We start from the raw sequence: 17,368 nt of genomic DNA on the forward strand, positions 1-17,368 counted from the left end.
ATCATCCGGCCCCTGCGCTACGCTCCGGGGTTCCCTCGCTCCGGGCTTGCTCCCGGGAGGACCGCGCTGCAGGCCCCATCCTGGGGCCCAGCGCTTGACGGGCATCCATGCCCGTCACCTCCCTTCGCAAGCCCTGCGCTCGGCCTCCTGAAGTCGCAATCCGCGGCGCCTGGGCTATCGCGCGCTTAGAAGCAAAATCAAAAGCCGAAGCGAGAGCGAGAGCGAGAGCGAGAGCGAGAGCATCGGGATCTTGCCTTGATTTTAGCTCAATGCCCCGCCGATGCCGGGCCCGCCTTAGCGGTAAAGGGCGGCTTGGCGAACCACACCAGCAGAATCAACCCGGCAAACACCCAGCTCATCAAGGTGAAGTAATCCACCGTCGACATCATGTAAGCCTGCCCGTTGAGTATCTGCTCCAGCTGCGCATAACTCTGCGGGCTGGCCCCGCCCAACTGCTCAAGGGTATGCCGCGTCGTCGGGTCGAACTGGCTGATGTGCTCGCTCAGGTAGGCATGGTGCTGATCCGCCCGACGAATCCAGATCCAGGTGGTCAACGAAGCCGCAAAACTCCCGCCCAAGGTTCGCAGAAAAGTCGCCAGCCCCGAACCGTCGGCAATCTGGTGCGGCGGCAGATCGGACAGCAGAATGCTCAACGTCGGCATGAAGAACAACGCCACGCCAATCCCCATGAACAACTGCACCAAGGCCACGTGCTGGAAGTCCACCTCGCTGGTGAAACCGGCACGCATGTAGCAACTGGTGCCGATCGCCAGGAACGCCAACCCAGCCAGCACCCGCAAGTCGAACCGGTGCGCATATTTGCCCACGAACGGCGACATGATCACCGGCAGCAAACCGATCGGCGCCACCGCCAGGCCTGCCCAGGTCGCGGTATATCCCATCTGCGTCTGCAACCACTGCGGCAGGATCAGGTTGATACCGAAGAACCCGGCATAGCCCCCGACCAGCACAATGGTGCCAATGCGGAAGTTGCGGTGCACAAACAGGCGCAAGTTGACCACCGGGTGCCGGTCGGTCAGCTCCCAGATCACGAACACCGCCAGGAACACCACCGAAATCAGGCTGCCGACAATGATGAACGACGATTCGAACCAGTCCAGATCGTTGCCCTTGTCCAGCACTACCTGCAAGGCACCGACGCCGATAATCAGGGTCAGCAGGCCAATGTAATCCATCGGCTGGCGGCTGGTGACCACCGGGCGCGTGCGCATCTGCTGGCGCACCACGGCAGCAGCGAACAGCCCGATGGGCACATTGATGAAGAAGATCCATGGCCAGCTGTAGCTATCGGTAATCCAGCCCCCAAGAATCGGCCCGGCAATCGGCGCCACCACCGTGACCATCGCCAGCAGCGCCAGTGCCATCCCCCGTTTTGCCGGGGGGTAGACAGCAATCAGCAGGGTCTGGGTCATCGGATAAAGCGGTCCGGCGACCACGCCCTGCAAGACACGAAAGCCCACCAGCTCGGGCATCGACTGGGCAATACCGCACAGGAACGACGCCAGCACGAACAGCAGCGTGGCCCAGATGAACAGCTTCACTTCACCAAAGCGCCGGCTCAGCCAGCCGGTCAGCGGCAAGGCGATAGCGTTGCTGACCGCGAACGAGGTGATGACCCAAGTGCCTTGCTCGTAGCTCACCCCCAGGTTGCCGGAAATGGTCGGCAGGGCTACGTTGGCGATGGTGGTGTCCAGCACCTGCATGAACGTCGCGAGCGACAGGCCGATAGTGGTCAGCAGCAGACTCGGCGGCGTGAACTGGGCAGCGGCGTTGTTGCTCATCGTTGCGCCGTCTTGCCGGTTGCGCTGTTCTCGTGAATCAGCCGGGCGATCAGGTTGTCGGCTTCCATCAGCTGGTGGTCATACACCTGGGTGGTGTAGCTGGCCTTCTGCGGTGGCTGCTGGGCCAGGGTCGGGCCGCTCTGGTCATGCAGGTCGACTTCAACCACGGTGGACAGGCCGATACGTAGCGGGTGGTCCTTGAGCTGGTCGGGGCTGAGGTGGATGCGCACGGGTACTCGCTGGACAATCTTGATCCAGTTGCCGGTGGCGTTCTGCGCCGGCAGCAAGGCAAAGGCGCTGCCGGTGCCCGCACCAAGGCTGTCGACCGTGCCGCTGTACTTGACCTCACTGCCGTACACATCAGCGGTGATTTCCACCGGCTGGCCGATGCGCATCTCTCGCAGCTGGGTTTCCTTGAAGTTGGCATCGATCCACACCTGATCCAGCGGGATGACCGCCATGGTCGCGGTGCCCGGCTGCAGGCGCTGGCCCAACTGGACGGTACGCTTGGCGACGTAGCCGGTGACCGGCGCGACCAACGTGGTGCGGGCGTGGTCGAGGTAGGCCTGGCGCAGGTCGGCAGCTGCAGCCATGACATCGGGGTGCGAGGACACCACGGTGTCGTCGACCAGCGCGCTGCTGGTGCTGAGCTGTTGCCGCGCGCTGTTGACGGCAGCCTGGGCAACGCTCAGGTCGTCACGGGCGTGGGACAGTTCTTCTGCGGCAATCGCACCGCTGTCAGCCAGCACCTTGCGCCGGTTGAAGTCCTGTTGCGCCTTGCGCAGTTCGGCTTGGCGCGTTTCCAGTTGAGCCTTCAGCGAGTCGACGTTGCTGTAAAGCCCGCGCACCTGCCGCACGCTGCGTGCCAGCTTGGCTTCGGCGGACTGCAAGGCCACTTCGCTGTCGGCCGGGTCGAATTGCAGCAATACCTGGCCGGCATGGACCAGGTCGCCGTCATCGGCCCCGATGCTGGTAACGGTGCCAGCGACCAGCGGGGTGATTTCCACCACGTTGCCGTTGACGTAGGCATCGTCGGTGCTTTCGTGCCAACGCCCGACAATGCTGTACCAGGCCCAGGTGCCGACCCCGGCAAGGATCAGCAGCAACAGCAGGCCAAGCAGCCAAGCCTTGCGCTTGCGCGACGGCTCAGGCGCGACGGAGGGAGTCGGGGTGTCTGTGGGAGTGGCCATGACAATACCTTGGATAATTCGTTACAGGGTTCAACGGTCGCCGAAGCGGCGGATCGTCAACGGGTCGCCAGCACTGAGCAGCACCTTGGCCAGCAGGCCTTCCAGGGTCTTGAGCTCTTCAGGTGCCAGCACGCCGCACAACTCGTTCATGGCGGCGGCGCCGATTTCCGGCAGGCGGTTGGCCAGGCGCTGGCCGTCGGCGGTGAGTGCCAGGCGCACCTGCCTACGGTCGTCGGCGCAGCGGTTGCGCACGATCAGCTCCTTCTGCTCGAGGCGGTCGAGCATGCGGGTCATCGAACCGCTGTCCAGGCCCAGGTAACGGCACAGTTCGGCCGGGGTATCCACCTGGTACTGGGTGACGATGATCAGCACTTTGAACTGCGCGGCGGTGACGCCCTCTGACTCCAGGTGCCAGTCAAGAATGCGGTCTTTGAGGATCGCTGCGCGGCCAAGCAACATGCCGATGGCGCAGGTCTGAAAGTTTTCGGGGGAGAAATGGGCCATCGTTGACTGCTCAGTTAAGTGTGTAGAAATATTACTGCTTAGGCAGTTAATGTCAAAGCCTTCATTAGGCAGCTATGAAATATTCGTGTTTTCTGCCGGTCCCACCGCCCCCGCAGGCGCGCCCTGCGGCCCATCGCGACACACAAGGCCGCCCCTGCCAGGGCCTGCGTAAGGGCGGTTAACGTGCTCGCAGGCCCAGCGCCTCCACCGCCCCGCAAGCAATGGCCATTCCCACCAGCTCTGCGAGGCTGCCCGCCTGCAACCGCTTCATCACCCGGCCTCGGTAAAGGTCCACGGTCTTGACGCTGATGCCCAACTGCTCGGCAATCTCGCGGTTGTTCAACCCTTGGGCCAGCGGTACGAAGACGTCTCGCTCACGCGGCGTCAGGCCGTCGATGCGCGCCTGCACCAAGGCCAGCGCCTGATCGCCCTGTCGCGCCAGCCCGGCGTGCTCCAGCGCAGCCTGAACGCTGTCGAGCAGCAACTGGTCGTTGTAGGGTTTTTCGATGAAGTCGCAGGCGCCGGCCTTGAACGCCCGCACCACGATCGGCACATCGGCATGACCGCTGACGAAGATCACCGGCACCATCAGGCCACGCTCGCGCATCGCCTGCTGCACAGCCAGCCCGCCCAGCCCCGGCATGCGCACATCCAACAGCACACACGCGGGCCCATCATCGACGCAGGCGTCGAGAAACGCCTGCCCGCTGGCGAACGGCAAGGCTTGCAGGCCCACCGACTGCAGCAGCCAGACCGTAGAGTCGCGCATACCCTGGTCGTCATCGACCACATACACTTTTGCTTGCAACACTGCCTCCCCTTATTCCCTGCTGACTGCCAGCCGGCAGCACAGTACCAGACCGCCGTTGTCACCCGCCCGCGCCCACAGGCTGCCACCGAAGCCTTCGATCAGGCTGCGGCTCATGCTCAAGCCCAAGCCCAGGCCGTCGGCCTTGCTGGTGGTAAACGGCGTGAAGATTTCATCCAGCCGCTCGGGTGCCACGCCCGGGCCCTGGTCAGCTACCTCGACCAGGACCCCATCGCCATCGCGCGCCGCGCAGAGCAGGATACGTGACGGCCGCTCCCCCTGCTGCTCGCGATTGGCATCGATGGCATTGCGCAGCAGGTTGAGCAGCACCTGCTCCAGCAGCACCCGGTCGGCATACACCAAGGGCAGTTGAGCGCTCATGCGAAGCTCGACCTGCACCTGGTCCCGCGCGGCTTCCCAGGCGCACAGGCGCATGGCTTCGCCGGCCAGCTCGGCCACGTCCAGTGCCTGCAGGCGGCGCGGCCCCTTGCGCAGGAAGGCACGCAGACGGCGGATCACTTCGGCGGCATGGGTGGCCTGCTCGCTGATACGCTGCAGGCCCTGGCCTACCCGCTCGCGCGCCTGGGGGTCACGTTCCAGGCCCTGCAGGTAACGCTGACTGGCGTTGGCATAGTTGACCACCGCGGCCAGTGGCTGATTGATCTCGTGGGCGATGCCCGAGGCCAGCTCGCCCAGGGTAGCGAGGCGGGCACTGTGCGCCAGGCTTTCCTGCGCTTCGATGCGCAAGGTGATGTCGCGGGACACGCTGACCACCTCCACCACCGCACCGGTGTAGGTCTCACGGATCGCCCGGCTGGCGATTTCGAACCAACGGTAGCCTCCTGTCGCCTGGCGTACCCGGCAGGTCATCGTGTGGTAGCCGTCCTGGTCCAGCGCGGCAGCGGCCTGGCGCAGTACCTGACGCCGCTCGCGCGGATGCAGCAGGGTATGTACAGGCATGCCACGCAGCTGCTCGGGCCACAGGCCGAGCAGGCGGTAGGCTGCCGGTGAGGCATCGAGAAAGCGGCCATCGGGGCTGTGCCGGGAAATCAGGTCGGTGGTGTTTTCGATGATCAGCCGATACAGGCGTCGGGCGCGGTTGGCTTCGCGTGCGCCATGGCGCTCTTCACTGGCATCGCGGCAGCGCCCCAGCACCTGTTGGCCCTGGTTGTCCGGCATGAACGTCCACAACACGATGCGTTCGCCGACCTGCACTTCGACATCGCTGATCGCCCGATGCTGACGCAGACAGGCACGCACCAGGGCGGCGCAATTGGCCGGCAGCCAGCGAGCCAGCTCGGGCCCTTCGGCGACCCAGGCCTGCAATGCCGGGTTGAGTGCCAGCGGGTTTGCATCACTAGCCAGCAACAGGCTGGGTTGTGGGTCTTTGGCAAGCAAGGGGTAAGCAGTGTCATCCACGGTAGGCGGCCTGTTTTTATAGTAGTTTTACTATATTGCTATAGTCGATATTCCTAATACCATAGCGACTCGCGTAAAACTGCGACAGAGGGGGCGGCCCACCGTCCGCCCCCTGCACCCTGAACAGAGCTAACAATCAGCCATCGGGGGCCAGGTGCACAGGCTGCGTCTGCCTCCCTTACAGGATTACCGCATGTCGATCTATGCCCAGGGCCTGATGCCCGCTGCCGTCAACCATGTCGCCCTCACCCCGCTGAGCTTCATCGAACGCACCGCTGCCGTGTACGGCAACTACCCGGCAGTCATCCACGGCGCCATCCGCCGCAACTGGCAAGAAACCTACCAACGCTGCCGGCGCCTGGCCAGCGCCCTGGCCGGCCGTGGCATTGGCCGTGGCAACACCGTGGCAGTGATGCTGCCCAACACCCCGACCATGCTCGAGGCGCACTTCGGCGTACCCATGACCGGTGCCGTGCTCAATACCCTGAACGTGCGCCTGGATGCCGAGGCCATCGCCTTCATGCTGCAGCATGGCGAGGCCAAGGTGCTGATCACCGACCGCGAGTTCCATGCGGTCATCGAAGGCGCTCTGGCACTGCTTGAACACCCGCCGCTGGTGGTTGATGTGGATGACCCGGAGTACGGCGAAGGCCGCGCGGTCAGCCAGCTGGACTATGAGGCCCTGCTCAACGAGGGCGACCCGGAATTTGCCTGGGAATGGCCCGATGACGAGTGGCAGGCCATTTCGCTGAACTACACCTCCGGCACCACCGGCAACCCCAAGGGCGTTGTCTACCACCACCGCGGCGCCTACCTGAACGCACTGGGCAACCAGATGACCTGGGCCATGGGCCACCGCCCGGTGTACCTGTGGACGTTGCCAATGTTCCACTGCAACGGCTGGTGCTACCCCTGGACCATCACCGCCCTGGCCGGCACCCATGTGTTCCTGCGCCGGGTCGACCCGCAGAAGATCCTGACCCTGATCCGCGAGCACAAAGTCAGCCACCTGTGCGGTGCGCCGATCGTGCTCAACGCGCTGGTCAACATGCCCGAGGCGGCCAAGGCAGCCATCGAGCACCCGGTGCAGGCCATGGTCGCCGGCGCCGCACCACCGGCCAAGGTTATCGGCGCCGTGGAGCAAATGGGCATCAAGGTCACCCACACCTATGGCCTGACCGAGGTCTACGGCCCGGTGACCGTGTGTGCCTGGCATGACGAATGGGATGCGCTTTCGCTGGAAGAGCGTGCGCGGATCAAGTCTCGCCAAGGCGTGCGCTACCCGACCCTCGACGGCCTGATGGTCGCCGACCCGCAAACCCTTCAGCCAGTACCCCGCGACGGCGATACCCTGGGCGAAATCTTCATGCGCGGCAACACGGTGATGAAGGGCTACCTGAAGAACCCTGAAGCCACCGCCGAGGCCTTCCGTGGCGGCTGGTTCCACACCGGCGACCTGGCCGTGTGGCATGCCGACGGCTATATCGAGATCAAGGACCGGCTCAAGGACATCATCATTTCCGGTGGCGAGAACATCTCCACCATCGAGGTCGAAGACGCCCTGTACAAGCACCCGGCAGTACTGGAAGCCGCCGTGGTGGCACGCCCGGATGAAAAATGGGGCGAAACCCCGTGCGCCTTCGTTGCCTTAAAGCCAGGCCGGGAGGACACCCGTGAAGCCGACATCACCAGTTGGTGCCGCGAGCACCTGGCCGGGTTCAAGGTGCCGAAGACCGTGGTGTTCGGCGAGCTGCCCAAGACCTCGACCGGCAAGATCCAGAAGTACGTGCTGCGCGACCGGGCCAAAGCCCTCTGATGCCATAGCCGCTCCCCTTCAGGCGCAGCACACGGCTGCGCCTGAAGATTCAGCGCACGCCCAACCCTCCCTCACTATTGCAAGAGCTGCCGATGACCACCTATTCCGCCCCCCTGCGCGACATGCGCTTCGTCCTGCATGACGTGTTCAACGCTTCTGGCCTGTGGGCCCGACTGCCCGCCCTGGCCGAACGCATCGATGCCGATACTGCCGACGCCATTCTCGAGGAAGCATCCAAAGTCACCGGCCAGCTGATCGCCCCGCTCAGCCGCAACGGTGACGAGCAAGGTGTGTGCTTCGACGCAGGCCAAGTCACCACCCCCGAGGGCTTTCGCGAGGCCTGGAACACCTACCGCGAAGGCGGCTGGGTCGGCTTGGGCGGCAACCCGGAATACGGCGGCATGGGCATGCCAAAGATGCTCGGCGTGCTGTTCGAGGAGATGCTCTACGCGGCTGACTGCAGCTTCAGCCTGTATTCGGCATTGAGCGCAGGCAGCTGCCTGGCGATCGATGCCCACGCCAGCGAAGCGCTCAAGGCCACTTACCTGCCACCGCTGTACGAAGGCCGCTGGGCCGGCACCATGTGCCTGACCGAACCCCATGCCGGCACTGACCTTGGGCTGATCCGCACCCGCGCCGAGCCTCAGGCCGATGGCAGCGTGCGCATCAGTGGCAGCAAGATCTTCATTACCGGCGGCGAGCAGGACCTGACCGAGAACATCGTCCACCTGGTGCTGGCCAAAATGCCGGATGCGCCCGCCGGTGCCAAAGGTATATCGCTGTTCCTGGTGCCCAAATTCCTGGTCGAGGCCGATGGCCGTCTGGGCGCGCGTAACGCTGTCCATTGTGGCTCGATCGAACACAAGATGGGCATCAAGGCCTCGGCGACCTGTGTCATGAACTTTGATGGTGCCATCGGTTACCTGGTGGGCGAGCCGAACAAGGGCCTGGCGGCGATGTTCACCATGATGAACTACGAGCGCCTGTCCATCGGCATACAGGGCATCGGTTGTGCCGAAGCCTCCTACCAGAGCGCCGCCCGCTACGCCAACGAGCGCCTGCAGAGCCGCGCAGCGACTGGCCCGCAGGCACACGACAAGGCGGCCGACCCGATCATCCACCATGGTGATGTTCGGCGCATGCTGCTGACCATGCGCACCCTCACCGAAGCAGGTCGGGCGTTCGCCGTCTACGTTGGCCAGCAACTGGACGTGGCACGCTATGCCGAAGACGCTGGCGAGCGCGAGCATGCCCAGCGCCTGGTGGCACTGCTGACACCGGTGGCCAAGGCATTCTTCACTGATAACGGCCTGGAAAGCTGCGTGCTTGGCCAGCAGGTGTATGGCGGTCATGGCTACATCCGCGAATGGGGCCAGGAGCAACGGGTGCGGGACGTGCGCATTGCACAGATCTATGAGGGCACCAACGGCATCCAGGCCCTTGATCTGCTGGGGCGCAAGGTGTTGGCTGACGGTGGCCAGGCGTTGGCCAGCTTTGCCAGCGAAGTGCGCGCCTTCAGTGTAGATGCGCCCTTGCACCGCGAGGCCCTGCAGGCGAGCCTGGCGCGGCTGGAGGCCACCAGCAGCTGGTTGCGGGCGCAGGCTGGCGAGGATGCCAACCTGGTGAGCGCGGTAGCGGTTGAGTACCTGCAGCTGTTCGGGCTGACGGCCTATGCGTACATGTGGGCGCGGATGGCGGCGGTGGCGCTGGCCAAACGTGATGAGGACGACGCGTTTCATGGCGCGAAGCTTGCCTGTGCGGCGTTCTATTTCCAGCGGGTCTTGCCGCGGGGGTTGGGGCTGGAGGCGAGCATTCGGGCCGGTAGTGGCAGCCTTTATGGGCTAGAGGCCACACAGTTCTGACCGGTGGGTTGCCGACGCGCTTGTTGCAAGGGCAGCCGTGTGCTGCGAAGAGGCCTGCAAACACTGACCTCTTCGCAGCACCAGACTGCCCCGGAAGCGATTGCAGGCATCGTTTTTTGCCCGCGAAGGGTTCTCAAACACTGAAAAACCGTGGCTAATCCGACGAAAAACCGGCACAACTGATAGTCATTCGCCATTACATTGGTTCTCGGGAGCCCTCCCGCAAGGGTAGAATGCGCAAAACCCGGAGCCGCAATGAACCACGACCGCCTCAATCCCAACCCAGACGATGCCATCACCGACGCCGCAGCGCATTGGTGCATGCGCCTTCACGCCGAAGATTGCACGCAGGCCGAGCGTGAAGCATTCGCTGACTGGTTGGCGGCCGACCCGCGGCATGCCGAAGAATATCAGGCGATGCTGGAAATCTGGCAAACCGCCGACCTGCTCCCGCGCAGCGCCACCGTCATCGACTTCAACCCACCCGCCAGACACGCCGCCCGCCCTCGCAACTGGCGGCCGCTGGCGTCTGCTGCGGCCATCGCCCTGGCGGTGCTGCCGCTGGCTGGCTGGATGGGGTGGGAACAGGGCTGGTTGCCCAACCACTATCAGCACTTCGAAGCCGGTGACCGCATGCAGACCGTGGAGCTCAGCGACGGCAGCACGGTACAGCTCAACCTCCACACCGAACTCACCTTCCTCAACTACAAGGACCAACGCCAGGTCACGCTCAAGCGCGGCGAGGCGTTCTTCAAGGTGCGACACGACAGCAGCCACCCGTTCATCGTGCGTGCCGGCAGTGGCCAGACCCGGGTCACCGGCACCCAGTTCAACGTGTGGAAGTACCAGGACCAGGTGAAGGTCACCCTGGTGGAAGGTTCAGTGCTGGTGTCCAGTGAGGGCAGTGCCGGTGGCTACCGCCTTGGCCCTGGCATGCAGGCCAGCTACCACAAGGGCGACTTCGAGCCGCAGCTGGAGCAAAGCGACGACTATGGCAACAGCCTGGCATGGCGCAGCGGCAAGCTGGTGCTCGACAACCTGAGCCTGGAACAGGCGCTGCCGGTGATCAACCGCTACCTCGACGCCCCGCTGCTACTGGCCGATGCCAGCACCGGCCGCATTCGCATCAGCGGCATCTACAACACCCGGGAAGTGGGGCGCCTGGTCAACAACCTGCCCAAAGTCCTGCCGGTCTACCTGACCCGCAGCAAGGACGGCAGCACCGTGCTCAATCGCATCTCGCCGCCGCCCGGCAAGGGCTGACGCCCTCCCCGCCTTACAAGGTCATCGCTGCCAACCAGCCGAACGCCATCAACGGCAGGTTGTAATGGATGAAGGTGGGCACCACGGTGTCCCAGATGTGGTGGTGCTGGCCATCCACGTTCAGGCCCGAGGTCGGGCCCAGGGTCGAGTCCGAGGCCGGCGAACCTGCATCGCCCAACGCACCGGCAGTACCGATGATGCACACCGTAGCCAACGGGTCGAAGCCCAGTTGCACGCACAGTGGCACGAAGATCGCGGCCAGGATCGGCACGGTGGAGAACGACGAGCCGATCCCCATGGTCACCAAAAGGCCTACCAGCAGCATCAGCAAGGCACCGACGCCCTTGCTGTGGTCGATCCACTGCGCCGAGGTTTCCACCAGGCTCTTCACCTCACCGGTGGCCTTCATCACCTCGGCAAAGCCGGACGCGGTAATCATGATGAAGCCGATCATGGCCATCATCTTCATGCCTTCGGTGAACAGATCGTCGGTCTCTTTCCACTTGACGATGCCCGACAGCGAGAAGATCAGGAAACCGACCATGGCACCGATGATCATCGAGTCCAGCAACAGCTGGACAATGAAGGCTGCAGCGATGGCCAGCCCGGCCACCAGCAAGGTCAACGGGTTGTACTGCACGCTCACCTGCTCCACCTGCTGGATGCGCGCCAGGTCATAGTCACGTTTCTTGCGGTAGCTGATGAACACCGCCACCAGCAGGCCGACGAGCATGCCGGCAGCCGGGATGGCCATGGCGTGGGTGACGTTGACGCCGCTTACATCGACACCCGCGCGGGCAACATTGGCCAACAGGATCTCGTTGAGGAAGATGTTACCGAAGCCCACCGGCAGGAACATGTACGGGGTGATCAGGCCAAAGGTGATCACACAGGCGATCAGCCGGCGGTCGATACGCAGGCGCGTCAGCACGTACAACAGAGGGGGTACCAGCAGCGGGATGAACGCAATGTGGATGGGCAGGATGTTCTGGGACGACACGGCCACCACCAGCATAAGGCCGATCATCAGCCATTTGACCTTGCCGCCCTTGGCGTCGTCCTGCCGGTCGATCATGGCCAGGGCGCGGTCGGCCAGCGCATGGGCCAGGCCAGACTTGGCGATTGCCACGGCAAAGGCACCCAGCAGTGCATAGGACAAAGCCACCGTGGCACCACCGCCGAGGCCACCGTTGAAGGCCTTGAGCGTGCCTTCGATGCCCAGGCCGCCCACCAGCCCACCGGCCAGGGCGCCGATGATCAGGGCGATGACCACGTGCACGCGGGACAGGCTGAGTATCAGCATGATGCCGACCGCGGCGATCACTGCATTCATGGTTGGCTTACCTCATTACGACAGAAAAAAGCGCGAACTCTGAAGCAGTGGGCGGCAGAAGTCAAAAGCGCCTTGATGCGGGGCGTTAGTGGCGGTCAAATTTAAATTGAATGTTTGAATAAAGAAAAAACGGCAGGGGCCGATATTGAGGGAGGCAGCGAGGTGCCTGGCCGCAGCGCTTTGGCACCTCCCGGCCCCACCGCAGATAAAGCCATAACCCTTAATGCCAAAAAAGGGATCCGCCCCCATGCCTTTGCGACAACTTTCCATCCAGTGGAAGATCACCCTGCTCGCCGGTCTCTGTCTGGCCGCTATCGTCACCTTGCTCGTCGGCCTGTCGCTGTACCGCATGGATCACAGTTCGGACCTGGTCAAGGCCAGCAGCATGCAGATGCTGACCGAGGCGGCGCAGTCGCGTATCGAGTCACAAGGTGAAGTGCAAGCGCTGAACATTCGCCGCCAGTTCATGGATGCCTACCAGTACGGCGCCGGCTTCGCCCGTCAGGTGCTGTTCCTGCGCGAGCAGGCCGAAAAGCGCTTTCTCGATGCCTTCGACCTGCGCGAGGACATGACCCGCCAGGTGCGCGCCGCACTGCAAGCCAACCCCGACCTGCTCGGCCTGTCACTGGTGTTCGAGCCCAATGCCCTGGACAACAAGGACAGCCTGTTTGCCGGCAAGGCAGAATTGGGCAGCAACGAAACCGGGCGCTTTGCCCTGTACTGGTCGCAGCCACGCGCTGGCCAGCTGACCTCGATGGCCCTGCCCGAACATGACATGGCCAACACCGAGATCGGCCCCAGCGGCCAGCCGGCCAACACCTGGTGGGTATGCCCACGCACCTCCGGCAAGGTGTGTGTGGTGGAGCCCTACTTCTACGACATCGACGGCCAGCAGGTACTGATGACCAGCATCGTGTTCCCGCTGGCGGTCAACGGCAAGATCATTGCCACCCTGTCCATCGACATCAACCTCAATAGCCTGCAGGCACTGAGCCAGGAGGCCAGCCGCAGCCTCTACGAAGGCCGCACCACGGTCGGCATTCTGACCCCGGTCGGCCTGCTGGCCGGCTACAGCGCCGATGCCAGCAAGCTGGCCCAGCGCTTCGACCAGGTCGACCCGACCAAAGGCGCCGAGCTGGTGCGCAAGCTGGCCGATGGCAAGCTGACCACCCTTCACGACCGGCAGCGCTTGAAGGTGCTGGCGGCATTCCGGCCAATCCCGGACGCCCAGCCCTGGGGCGTGTTGCTGGATGTGCCGGAAAACGCCCTGACCGGGCCGGCCGAAACCCTGAAGCAGGAACTTGACGCGCTCAATACCAGCGGCACCTTGCTGGAACTGAGCCTGGGCCTGGCCGCCGCCATTGTCGGCCTGCTGCTGGTATGGCTGATGGCCCGCGGCGTTACCCGGCCGATCCTCGGCGTGGCCGCCATGCTCAAGGACATTGCCAGCGGCGAAGGCGACCTGACCCGTCGCCTGACCTACCAGAAACAGGACGAACTGGGCGAACTGGCCAGCTGGTTCAACCGCTTCCTCGACAAGTTGCAGCCAACCATCGCCGAGGTCAAACGCTCGGTGCAGGCCGCCCGAGGCACGGCCGACCAGTCCTCGGCGATTGCCACCGAAACCAGCGCCGGCATGGAGCAGCAGTACCGCCAGGTCGACCAGGTAGCCACCGCCTCCCATGAAATGAGCGCCACCGCCCAGGACGTTGCCCGCAGCGCCGCCCAGGCTGCGCAGGCGGCGCGCGATGCCGACCAGGCCACCCGCGAGGGCTTGGCGGTAATCGACCGCACCACCAGCAGCATCGGAGCCCTGGCCGCCAACATGAGCGACACCATGGCCGAAATAGAAGGCCTGGCGCAGAACAGCGAGAAGATCGGCTCGGTACTGGAAGTGATCCGCTCGATCGCCGAACAGACCAACCTGCTGGCGCTCAACGCTGCCATCGAAGCTGCCCGCGCCGGAGAGGCCGGCCGTGGCTTTGCCGTGGTCGCCGATGAGGTGCGCAACCTGGCCCAGCGCACTCAGGAGTCGGTGGAAGAAACCCGTCAGGTCATCGAAGCCCTGCAGAACGGCACCCGCGAAGTGGTCGGCGCCATGGACCACAGCCACCGCCAGGCCCAAGGTGGCGTGGAGCAGGTCGGCCAAGCCGTCACGGCATTGCAGCGCATTGGCCAGGCGGTGACGGTGATCACCGACATGAACCTGCAGATCGCCTCTGCCGCCGAGGAGCAAAGCGCGGTAGCCGAGGAAATCAACAGCAACGTGGCGACCATTCGTGATGTCACTGAATCCCTGTCTGGCCAGGCCAACGAGTCGGCGCGGGTCAGCCAGTCGCTGAACAGCCTGGCCAACCAGCAGCAAGCGCTGATGGACCAGTTCCGCATCTGAAGCGAACGGGGCCACGCCAGTGGCCCTGAAACTGACAAAACCTCGTCGTCTACACTTGCCCCCACCGCCAAGGCGTGGCGAACGACGAGGTTTACATGAAGAGATTTCCAGCGCTGCTGGCCGGGCTGCTGTTGACGGTGGGCCTGGCCAGCACGGACAGCGCCGCATCGGCAGAACAGCCTGCGCCTATCCATTTTGGTGCCATCGGCTGGGAAAGCGGCGCCCTCACCACCGAGATCCTGCGCCTGATCGTGGAGCGCGGCTACGGCTACCGCACCGACAGCCTGCCTGGCAGCACGGTCAGCATGGAGGTGGCCCTGGCGCGCAATGACCTGCAAGTGATCGCCGAGGAATGGGCCGGGCGCAGCCCTGCCTGGGTCAAGGCCGAACAGGCCGGCCAGGTATTCGCACTGGGCGATACGGTCAAAAATGCAGAGGAAGGTTGGTGGGTACCGGCCTATGTGATCGAGGGCGATGCCGCACGCAACCTGAAGCCCGTGGCGCCTGAGCTGCACAGTGTCGAGGACCTCAAGCGTTACCCGCAGGTATTTTCTGACCCCGAATCGCCCGGTAAAGGGCGTTTTCTCAACAGCCCAAGCGGCTGGACGTCTGAAACCGTCAACAGCCAAAAGCTCAAGGCCTATGGCCTGGATGGCCTTTACAACAACTTCCGCAGTGGCTCCGGCGCCGCGATGGACGCCGAGATCGGTTCGGCAATCCGGCGCGGCAAACCTGTGCTGTTCTACTACTGGAACCCGACCCCGCTGATGGGGCGCTACAAGCTCATCCGGCTGGAAGAACCCCCGTTCGATGCCCAGGCCTGGGCCACCCTCACCGACCCCGCCAACCCCAACCCGAAAGGCAGCCGCTCGCTGCCGGCAAAATTGTCGATTGGCGTGTCAAAAGCCTTTCGCGAAAACTACCCAGACCTGGTCAACGTGTTCGAACAGGTAGACCTGCCCATCGATCGCCTGAACAAGGCCCTGGCCGTCATGAGCGAAAAACGCACGCCCCCGCGCGAAGCCGCCCTCACCTTCCTGCGCGATAACCGCGAGGTGTGGAAAGCCTGGCTGCCGGCGGACATCGCCGCCAAGGTCGAGGCCAGCCTGTGAGCAGCGGTTTCCCGCAGACCCTGCAGTTTTCCTTTGCCGACAGCATCAACCGCCTGGTCGACGGGTTGGTATTGAACTACGGCGACCACCTGCGCAGTTTTTCTGACCAGTTGCTGCAACTGCTGGTCGGCCTGGAGAACCTGTTGCGTCTGTTGCCTTGGTGGCTGTTGTTGTTGCTGGTAGGTCTGCTGGCCTGGCACGCCAGCCGCAGCCTGCTGCGCAGCGCCGTGCTGGTCGCGCTGCTGGCCTTGATCGGTATGCTCGGGCTCTGGGACAAGTTGCTGCAGACCCTGGCCCTGGTGCTGGTCAGTACCGGCCTGTGCGTACTGGTGGGTGTACCGCTGGGCATCCTGCTGGCCGCCCGGCCACTGGCCAGGCGGCTGCTGTTGCCGGTCCTCGATGTGATGCAGACGCTACCTGCGTTCGTTTACCTGATCCCGGTGCTGATGCTGTTTGGCCTGGGCAAGGTGCCTGCCGTGTTCGCCACGCTGATCTACGCCCTGCCGCCGCTGGTGCGGTTGACCGAACTGGGCCTGAGCCAGATCGACCCCTCATTGCTGCAGGCCGCACACGGCCTTGGCGCAAGCCGCTGGCAGCGGTTGCGGCGCATCGCCCTGCCCCTGGCGCTACCAAGCATCATGGCCGGGCTCAACCAGTCGGTCATGATGGCCTTGTCGATGGTGGTCGTGGCGTCGATGATCGGCGCCCGTGGATTGGGTGAAGATGTGCTGGCGGGAATCCAGACCTTGAATGTTGGCCAAGGGATGGAGGCCGGGCTGGCAATTGTCGCCCTGGCCATGGTGATCGACCGGATCAGCCAGGCCTATGGGCGTAGCAGTCGCTGAGCCGTATCGGCAAGGCCTGGAAGCAGCCTTGTGCTGCGAGAGGGCCGGGCCTGACAATACGCCTCTGTCAGCTGAGAACCGGACCTCAACCGCATGTCCCTGAAAGCCCTGCGCACCTTGGTGACCATCGCCCGCCACGGCACCTTTGCCCGCGCCGCCGACCTGCTCAGCCTCACCCCCTCGGCGGTCAGCCTGCACATCAAAACCCTCGAAGACGAACTGAAGGTGACCTTGTTCGACCGTAGCCGCAGGCAGGTGGTACTGACCGAAGCCGGCCAGTTGGCGGTGGCCCGCGCCGAAAGCCTTCTGGCTGCCTATGACGAACTGGCCGATGCCCTGGCCAGCGGCCCAAGCCTGCGCGGCCGCTTGCGCCTGGGGGCGATCCACACGGTGCTGGCGCGGCGTTTGCCCAAGGCGCTGGTGTGGATCAAGGCCCATCACCCGCAGCTACACATCAGCGTGGCCTCGGGCATGTCGGCGGAGCTGGCGCGGCGCGTGGAAGACGGTGAGCTCGATGCAGCGATCACCACCGAACCGGTCAGCCCTTACCCGCAGAACCTGGACTTCACACCGCTGTTCGAGGACCGTTTCTGGGCCATTGCCAGCCCTGAGCTGGCCGGGTATAGCGTGCCGCAGTTGCTGGCCAGCCAGCCATTCCTGCGCTTCGACAAGCGTGCCTGGGCCGGCCGGCAGATCGAGCAGGAACTACGCCGCCAGCAGGTGCAGGTGAGCGAACTGATGGAACTGGACAGCCAGGAAGCCCTGGCGCGCATGGCGGTGATGGGCCTGGGCGTGGCAGTCATCCCCATGGCGGATGACGACCTGCAACGCTTGCCACCCGCCACCTGCCTGCCGTTTGGCGAGCCGCAGCTGACCCGGCGGGTGGTGTTGCTGGAGCATGAAAAAAGCCAGCGGCGGCATTTGAGTGCGGTGTTGAAGACCGCCCTGGAAGCCTGACACCAGGCTACTCCAAAGCGCGATCTGCACCCACCAACATGCATTTTTCCTCAACGGTCACTCAA

13 protein-coding genes are annotated in these 17,368 nt (G+C 64.1%); 7 read left to right on the forward strand and 6 right to left on the reverse strand.

The genetic code is table 11. From position 1 onward, the window contains the following. Positions 1-266 precede the first annotated feature (266 nt). The 5 genes from ACF8O8_RS05500 to ACF8O8_RS05520 form a co-directional block, all read right to left on the reverse strand. Positions 267-1,802: a DHA2 family efflux MFS transporter permease subunit gene (locus tag ACF8O8_RS05500; protein WP_004575310.1), complete on the reverse strand. Its 1,536-nt coding sequence runs from the start codon at positions 1,800-1,802 to the stop codon at positions 267-269. After that, positions 1,799-2,992 carry an HlyD family secretion protein gene (locus tag ACF8O8_RS05505; protein ID WP_010954404.1) on the reverse strand — a complete coding sequence of 398 codons (1,194 nt, stop codon included), beginning with the start codon at positions 2,990-2,992 and terminating at the stop codon, positions 1,799-1,801. Before ACF8O8_RS05505 ends, ACF8O8_RS05500 begins: the two co-directional genes overlap by 4 nt. Before the next feature lie 30 nt (positions 2,993-3,022). Then, on the reverse strand, positions 3,023-3,496 hold the full coding sequence (locus ACF8O8_RS05510) for a MarR family winged helix-turn-helix transcriptional regulator (protein ID WP_010954405.1): 474 nt from the start codon (positions 3,494-3,496) through the stop codon (positions 3,023-3,025). A 178-nt stretch (positions 3,497-3,674) separates the two neighbouring features. After that, positions 3,675-4,307, reverse strand: a complete 633-nt coding sequence (locus ACF8O8_RS05515; protein ID WP_010954406.1) for a response regulator transcription factor — start codon at positions 4,305-4,307, stop codon at positions 3,675-3,677. Positions 4,308-4,316: 9 nt separating this feature from the next. Beyond that, positions 4,317-5,723 (reverse strand): sensor histidine kinase, encoded by a 1,407-nt coding sequence (locus ACF8O8_RS05520; protein WP_392509350.1) that lies wholly within the window; start codon positions 5,721-5,723, stop codon positions 4,317-4,319. 193 nt (positions 5,724-5,916) lie between these two features. Here ACF8O8_RS05520 and ACF8O8_RS05525 point away from each other — a divergent pair, with 193 nt between their 5' ends. The 3 genes from ACF8O8_RS05525 (at position 5,917) to ACF8O8_RS05535 (ending at position 10,664) form a co-directional block, all read left to right on the forward strand. Beyond that, positions 5,917-7,539 carry an acyl-CoA synthetase gene (locus tag ACF8O8_RS05525; RefSeq protein ID WP_392509351.1) on the forward strand — a complete coding sequence of 541 codons (1,623 nt, stop codon included), beginning with the start codon at positions 5,917-5,919 and terminating at the stop codon, positions 7,537-7,539. A gap of 92 nt (positions 7,540-7,631) precedes the next feature. Further along, positions 7,632-9,401, forward strand: coding sequence for an acyl-CoA dehydrogenase C-terminal domain-containing protein (locus tag ACF8O8_RS05530; protein ID WP_350297993.1), 1,770 nt, complete (start codon positions 7,632-7,634; stop codon positions 9,399-9,401). A gap of 255 nt (positions 9,402-9,656) precedes the next feature. Then, positions 9,657-10,664 (forward strand): FecR family protein, encoded by a 1,008-nt coding sequence (locus ACF8O8_RS05535; RefSeq protein WP_010954410.1) that lies wholly within the window; start codon positions 9,657-9,659, stop codon positions 10,662-10,664. 13 nt (positions 10,665-10,677) lie between these two features. Here the strand turns inward: ACF8O8_RS05535 and ACF8O8_RS05540 are convergent, their stop codons facing one another. After that, on the reverse strand, positions 10,678-11,997 hold the full coding sequence (locus ACF8O8_RS05540; protein WP_392509352.1) for a Na+/H+ antiporter family protein: 1,320 nt from the start codon (positions 11,995-11,997) through the stop codon (positions 10,678-10,680). A gap of 247 nt (positions 11,998-12,244) precedes the next feature. Here ACF8O8_RS05540 and ACF8O8_RS05545 point away from each other — a divergent pair, with 247 nt between their 5' ends. From ACF8O8_RS05545 to ACF8O8_RS05560, 4 genes are all read left to right on the forward strand, one after another. Further along, the gene (locus ACF8O8_RS05545) at positions 12,245-14,389 is read left to right on the forward strand and encodes a methyl-accepting chemotaxis protein (protein ID WP_392509353.1); all 2,145 of its coding nucleotides are present in this window, start codon (positions 12,245-12,247) and stop codon (positions 14,387-14,389) included. Positions 14,390-14,484: 95 nt separating this feature from the next. After that, positions 14,485-15,501, forward strand: coding sequence for an ABC transporter substrate-binding protein (locus ACF8O8_RS05550; RefSeq protein ID WP_392509354.1), 1,017 nt, complete (start codon positions 14,485-14,487; stop codon positions 15,499-15,501). Then, the gene (locus ACF8O8_RS05555; protein WP_003247791.1) at positions 15,498-16,346 is read left to right on the forward strand and encodes a proline/glycine betaine ABC transporter permease; all 849 of its coding nucleotides are present in this window, start codon (positions 15,498-15,500) and stop codon (positions 16,344-16,346) included. Before ACF8O8_RS05550 ends, ACF8O8_RS05555 begins: the two co-directional genes overlap by 4 nt. 93 nt (positions 16,347-16,439) lie before the next feature. After that, positions 16,440-17,303 carry a LysR family transcriptional regulator gene (locus ACF8O8_RS05560; protein ID WP_003247790.1) on the forward strand — a complete coding sequence of 288 codons (864 nt, stop codon included), beginning with the start codon at positions 16,440-16,442 and terminating at the stop codon, positions 17,301-17,303. Positions 17,304-17,368: the final 65 nt, after the last annotated feature.

Source organism: Pseudomonas sp. TYF_14 (assembly GCF_043105275.1).
Lineage (GTDB): Bacteria > Pseudomonadota > Gammaproteobacteria > Pseudomonadales > Pseudomonadaceae > Aquipseudomonas > Aquipseudomonas alloputida.

What these genes read in the sequence shown, in the direction of transcription:
- ACF8O8_RS05500 (WP_004575310.1), bottom strand. Translation starts at nt 1,802, where the DNA reads ATGAGCAACAACGCCGCTGCCCAGTTCACGCCGCCGAGTCTGCTGCTG.
- ACF8O8_RS05505 (WP_010954404.1), bottom strand. Translation starts at nt 2,992, where the DNA reads ATGGCCACTCCCACAGACACCCCGACTCCCTCCGTCGCGCCTGAGCCG.
- ACF8O8_RS05510 (WP_010954405.1), bottom strand. Translation starts at nt 3,496, where the DNA reads ATGGCCCATTTCTCCCCCGAAAACTTTCAGACCTGCGCCATCGGCATG.
- ACF8O8_RS05525 (WP_392509351.1), top strand. Translation starts at nt 5,917, where the DNA reads ATGTCGATCTATGCCCAGGGCCTGATGCCCGCTGCCGTCAACCATGTC.
- ACF8O8_RS05530 (WP_350297993.1), top strand. Translation starts at nt 7,632, where the DNA reads ATGACCACCTATTCCGCCCCCCTGCGCGACATGCGCTTCGTCCTGCAT.
- ACF8O8_RS05535 (WP_010954410.1), top strand. Translation starts at nt 9,657, where the DNA reads ATGAACCACGACCGCCTCAATCCCAACCCAGACGATGCCATCACCGAC.
- ACF8O8_RS05540 (WP_392509352.1), bottom strand. Translation starts at nt 11,997, where the DNA reads ATGAATGCAGTGATCGCCGCGGTCGGCATCATGCTGATACTCAGCCTG.
- ACF8O8_RS05545 (WP_392509353.1), top strand. Translation starts at nt 12,245, where the DNA reads ATGCCTTTGCGACAACTTTCCATCCAGTGGAAGATCACCCTGCTCGCC.
- ACF8O8_RS05550 (WP_392509354.1), top strand. Translation starts at nt 14,485, where the DNA reads ATGAAGAGATTTCCAGCGCTGCTGGCCGGGCTGCTGTTGACGGTGGGC.
- ACF8O8_RS05560 (WP_003247790.1), top strand. Translation starts at nt 16,440, where the DNA reads ATGTCCCTGAAAGCCCTGCGCACCTTGGTGACCATCGCCCGCCACGGC.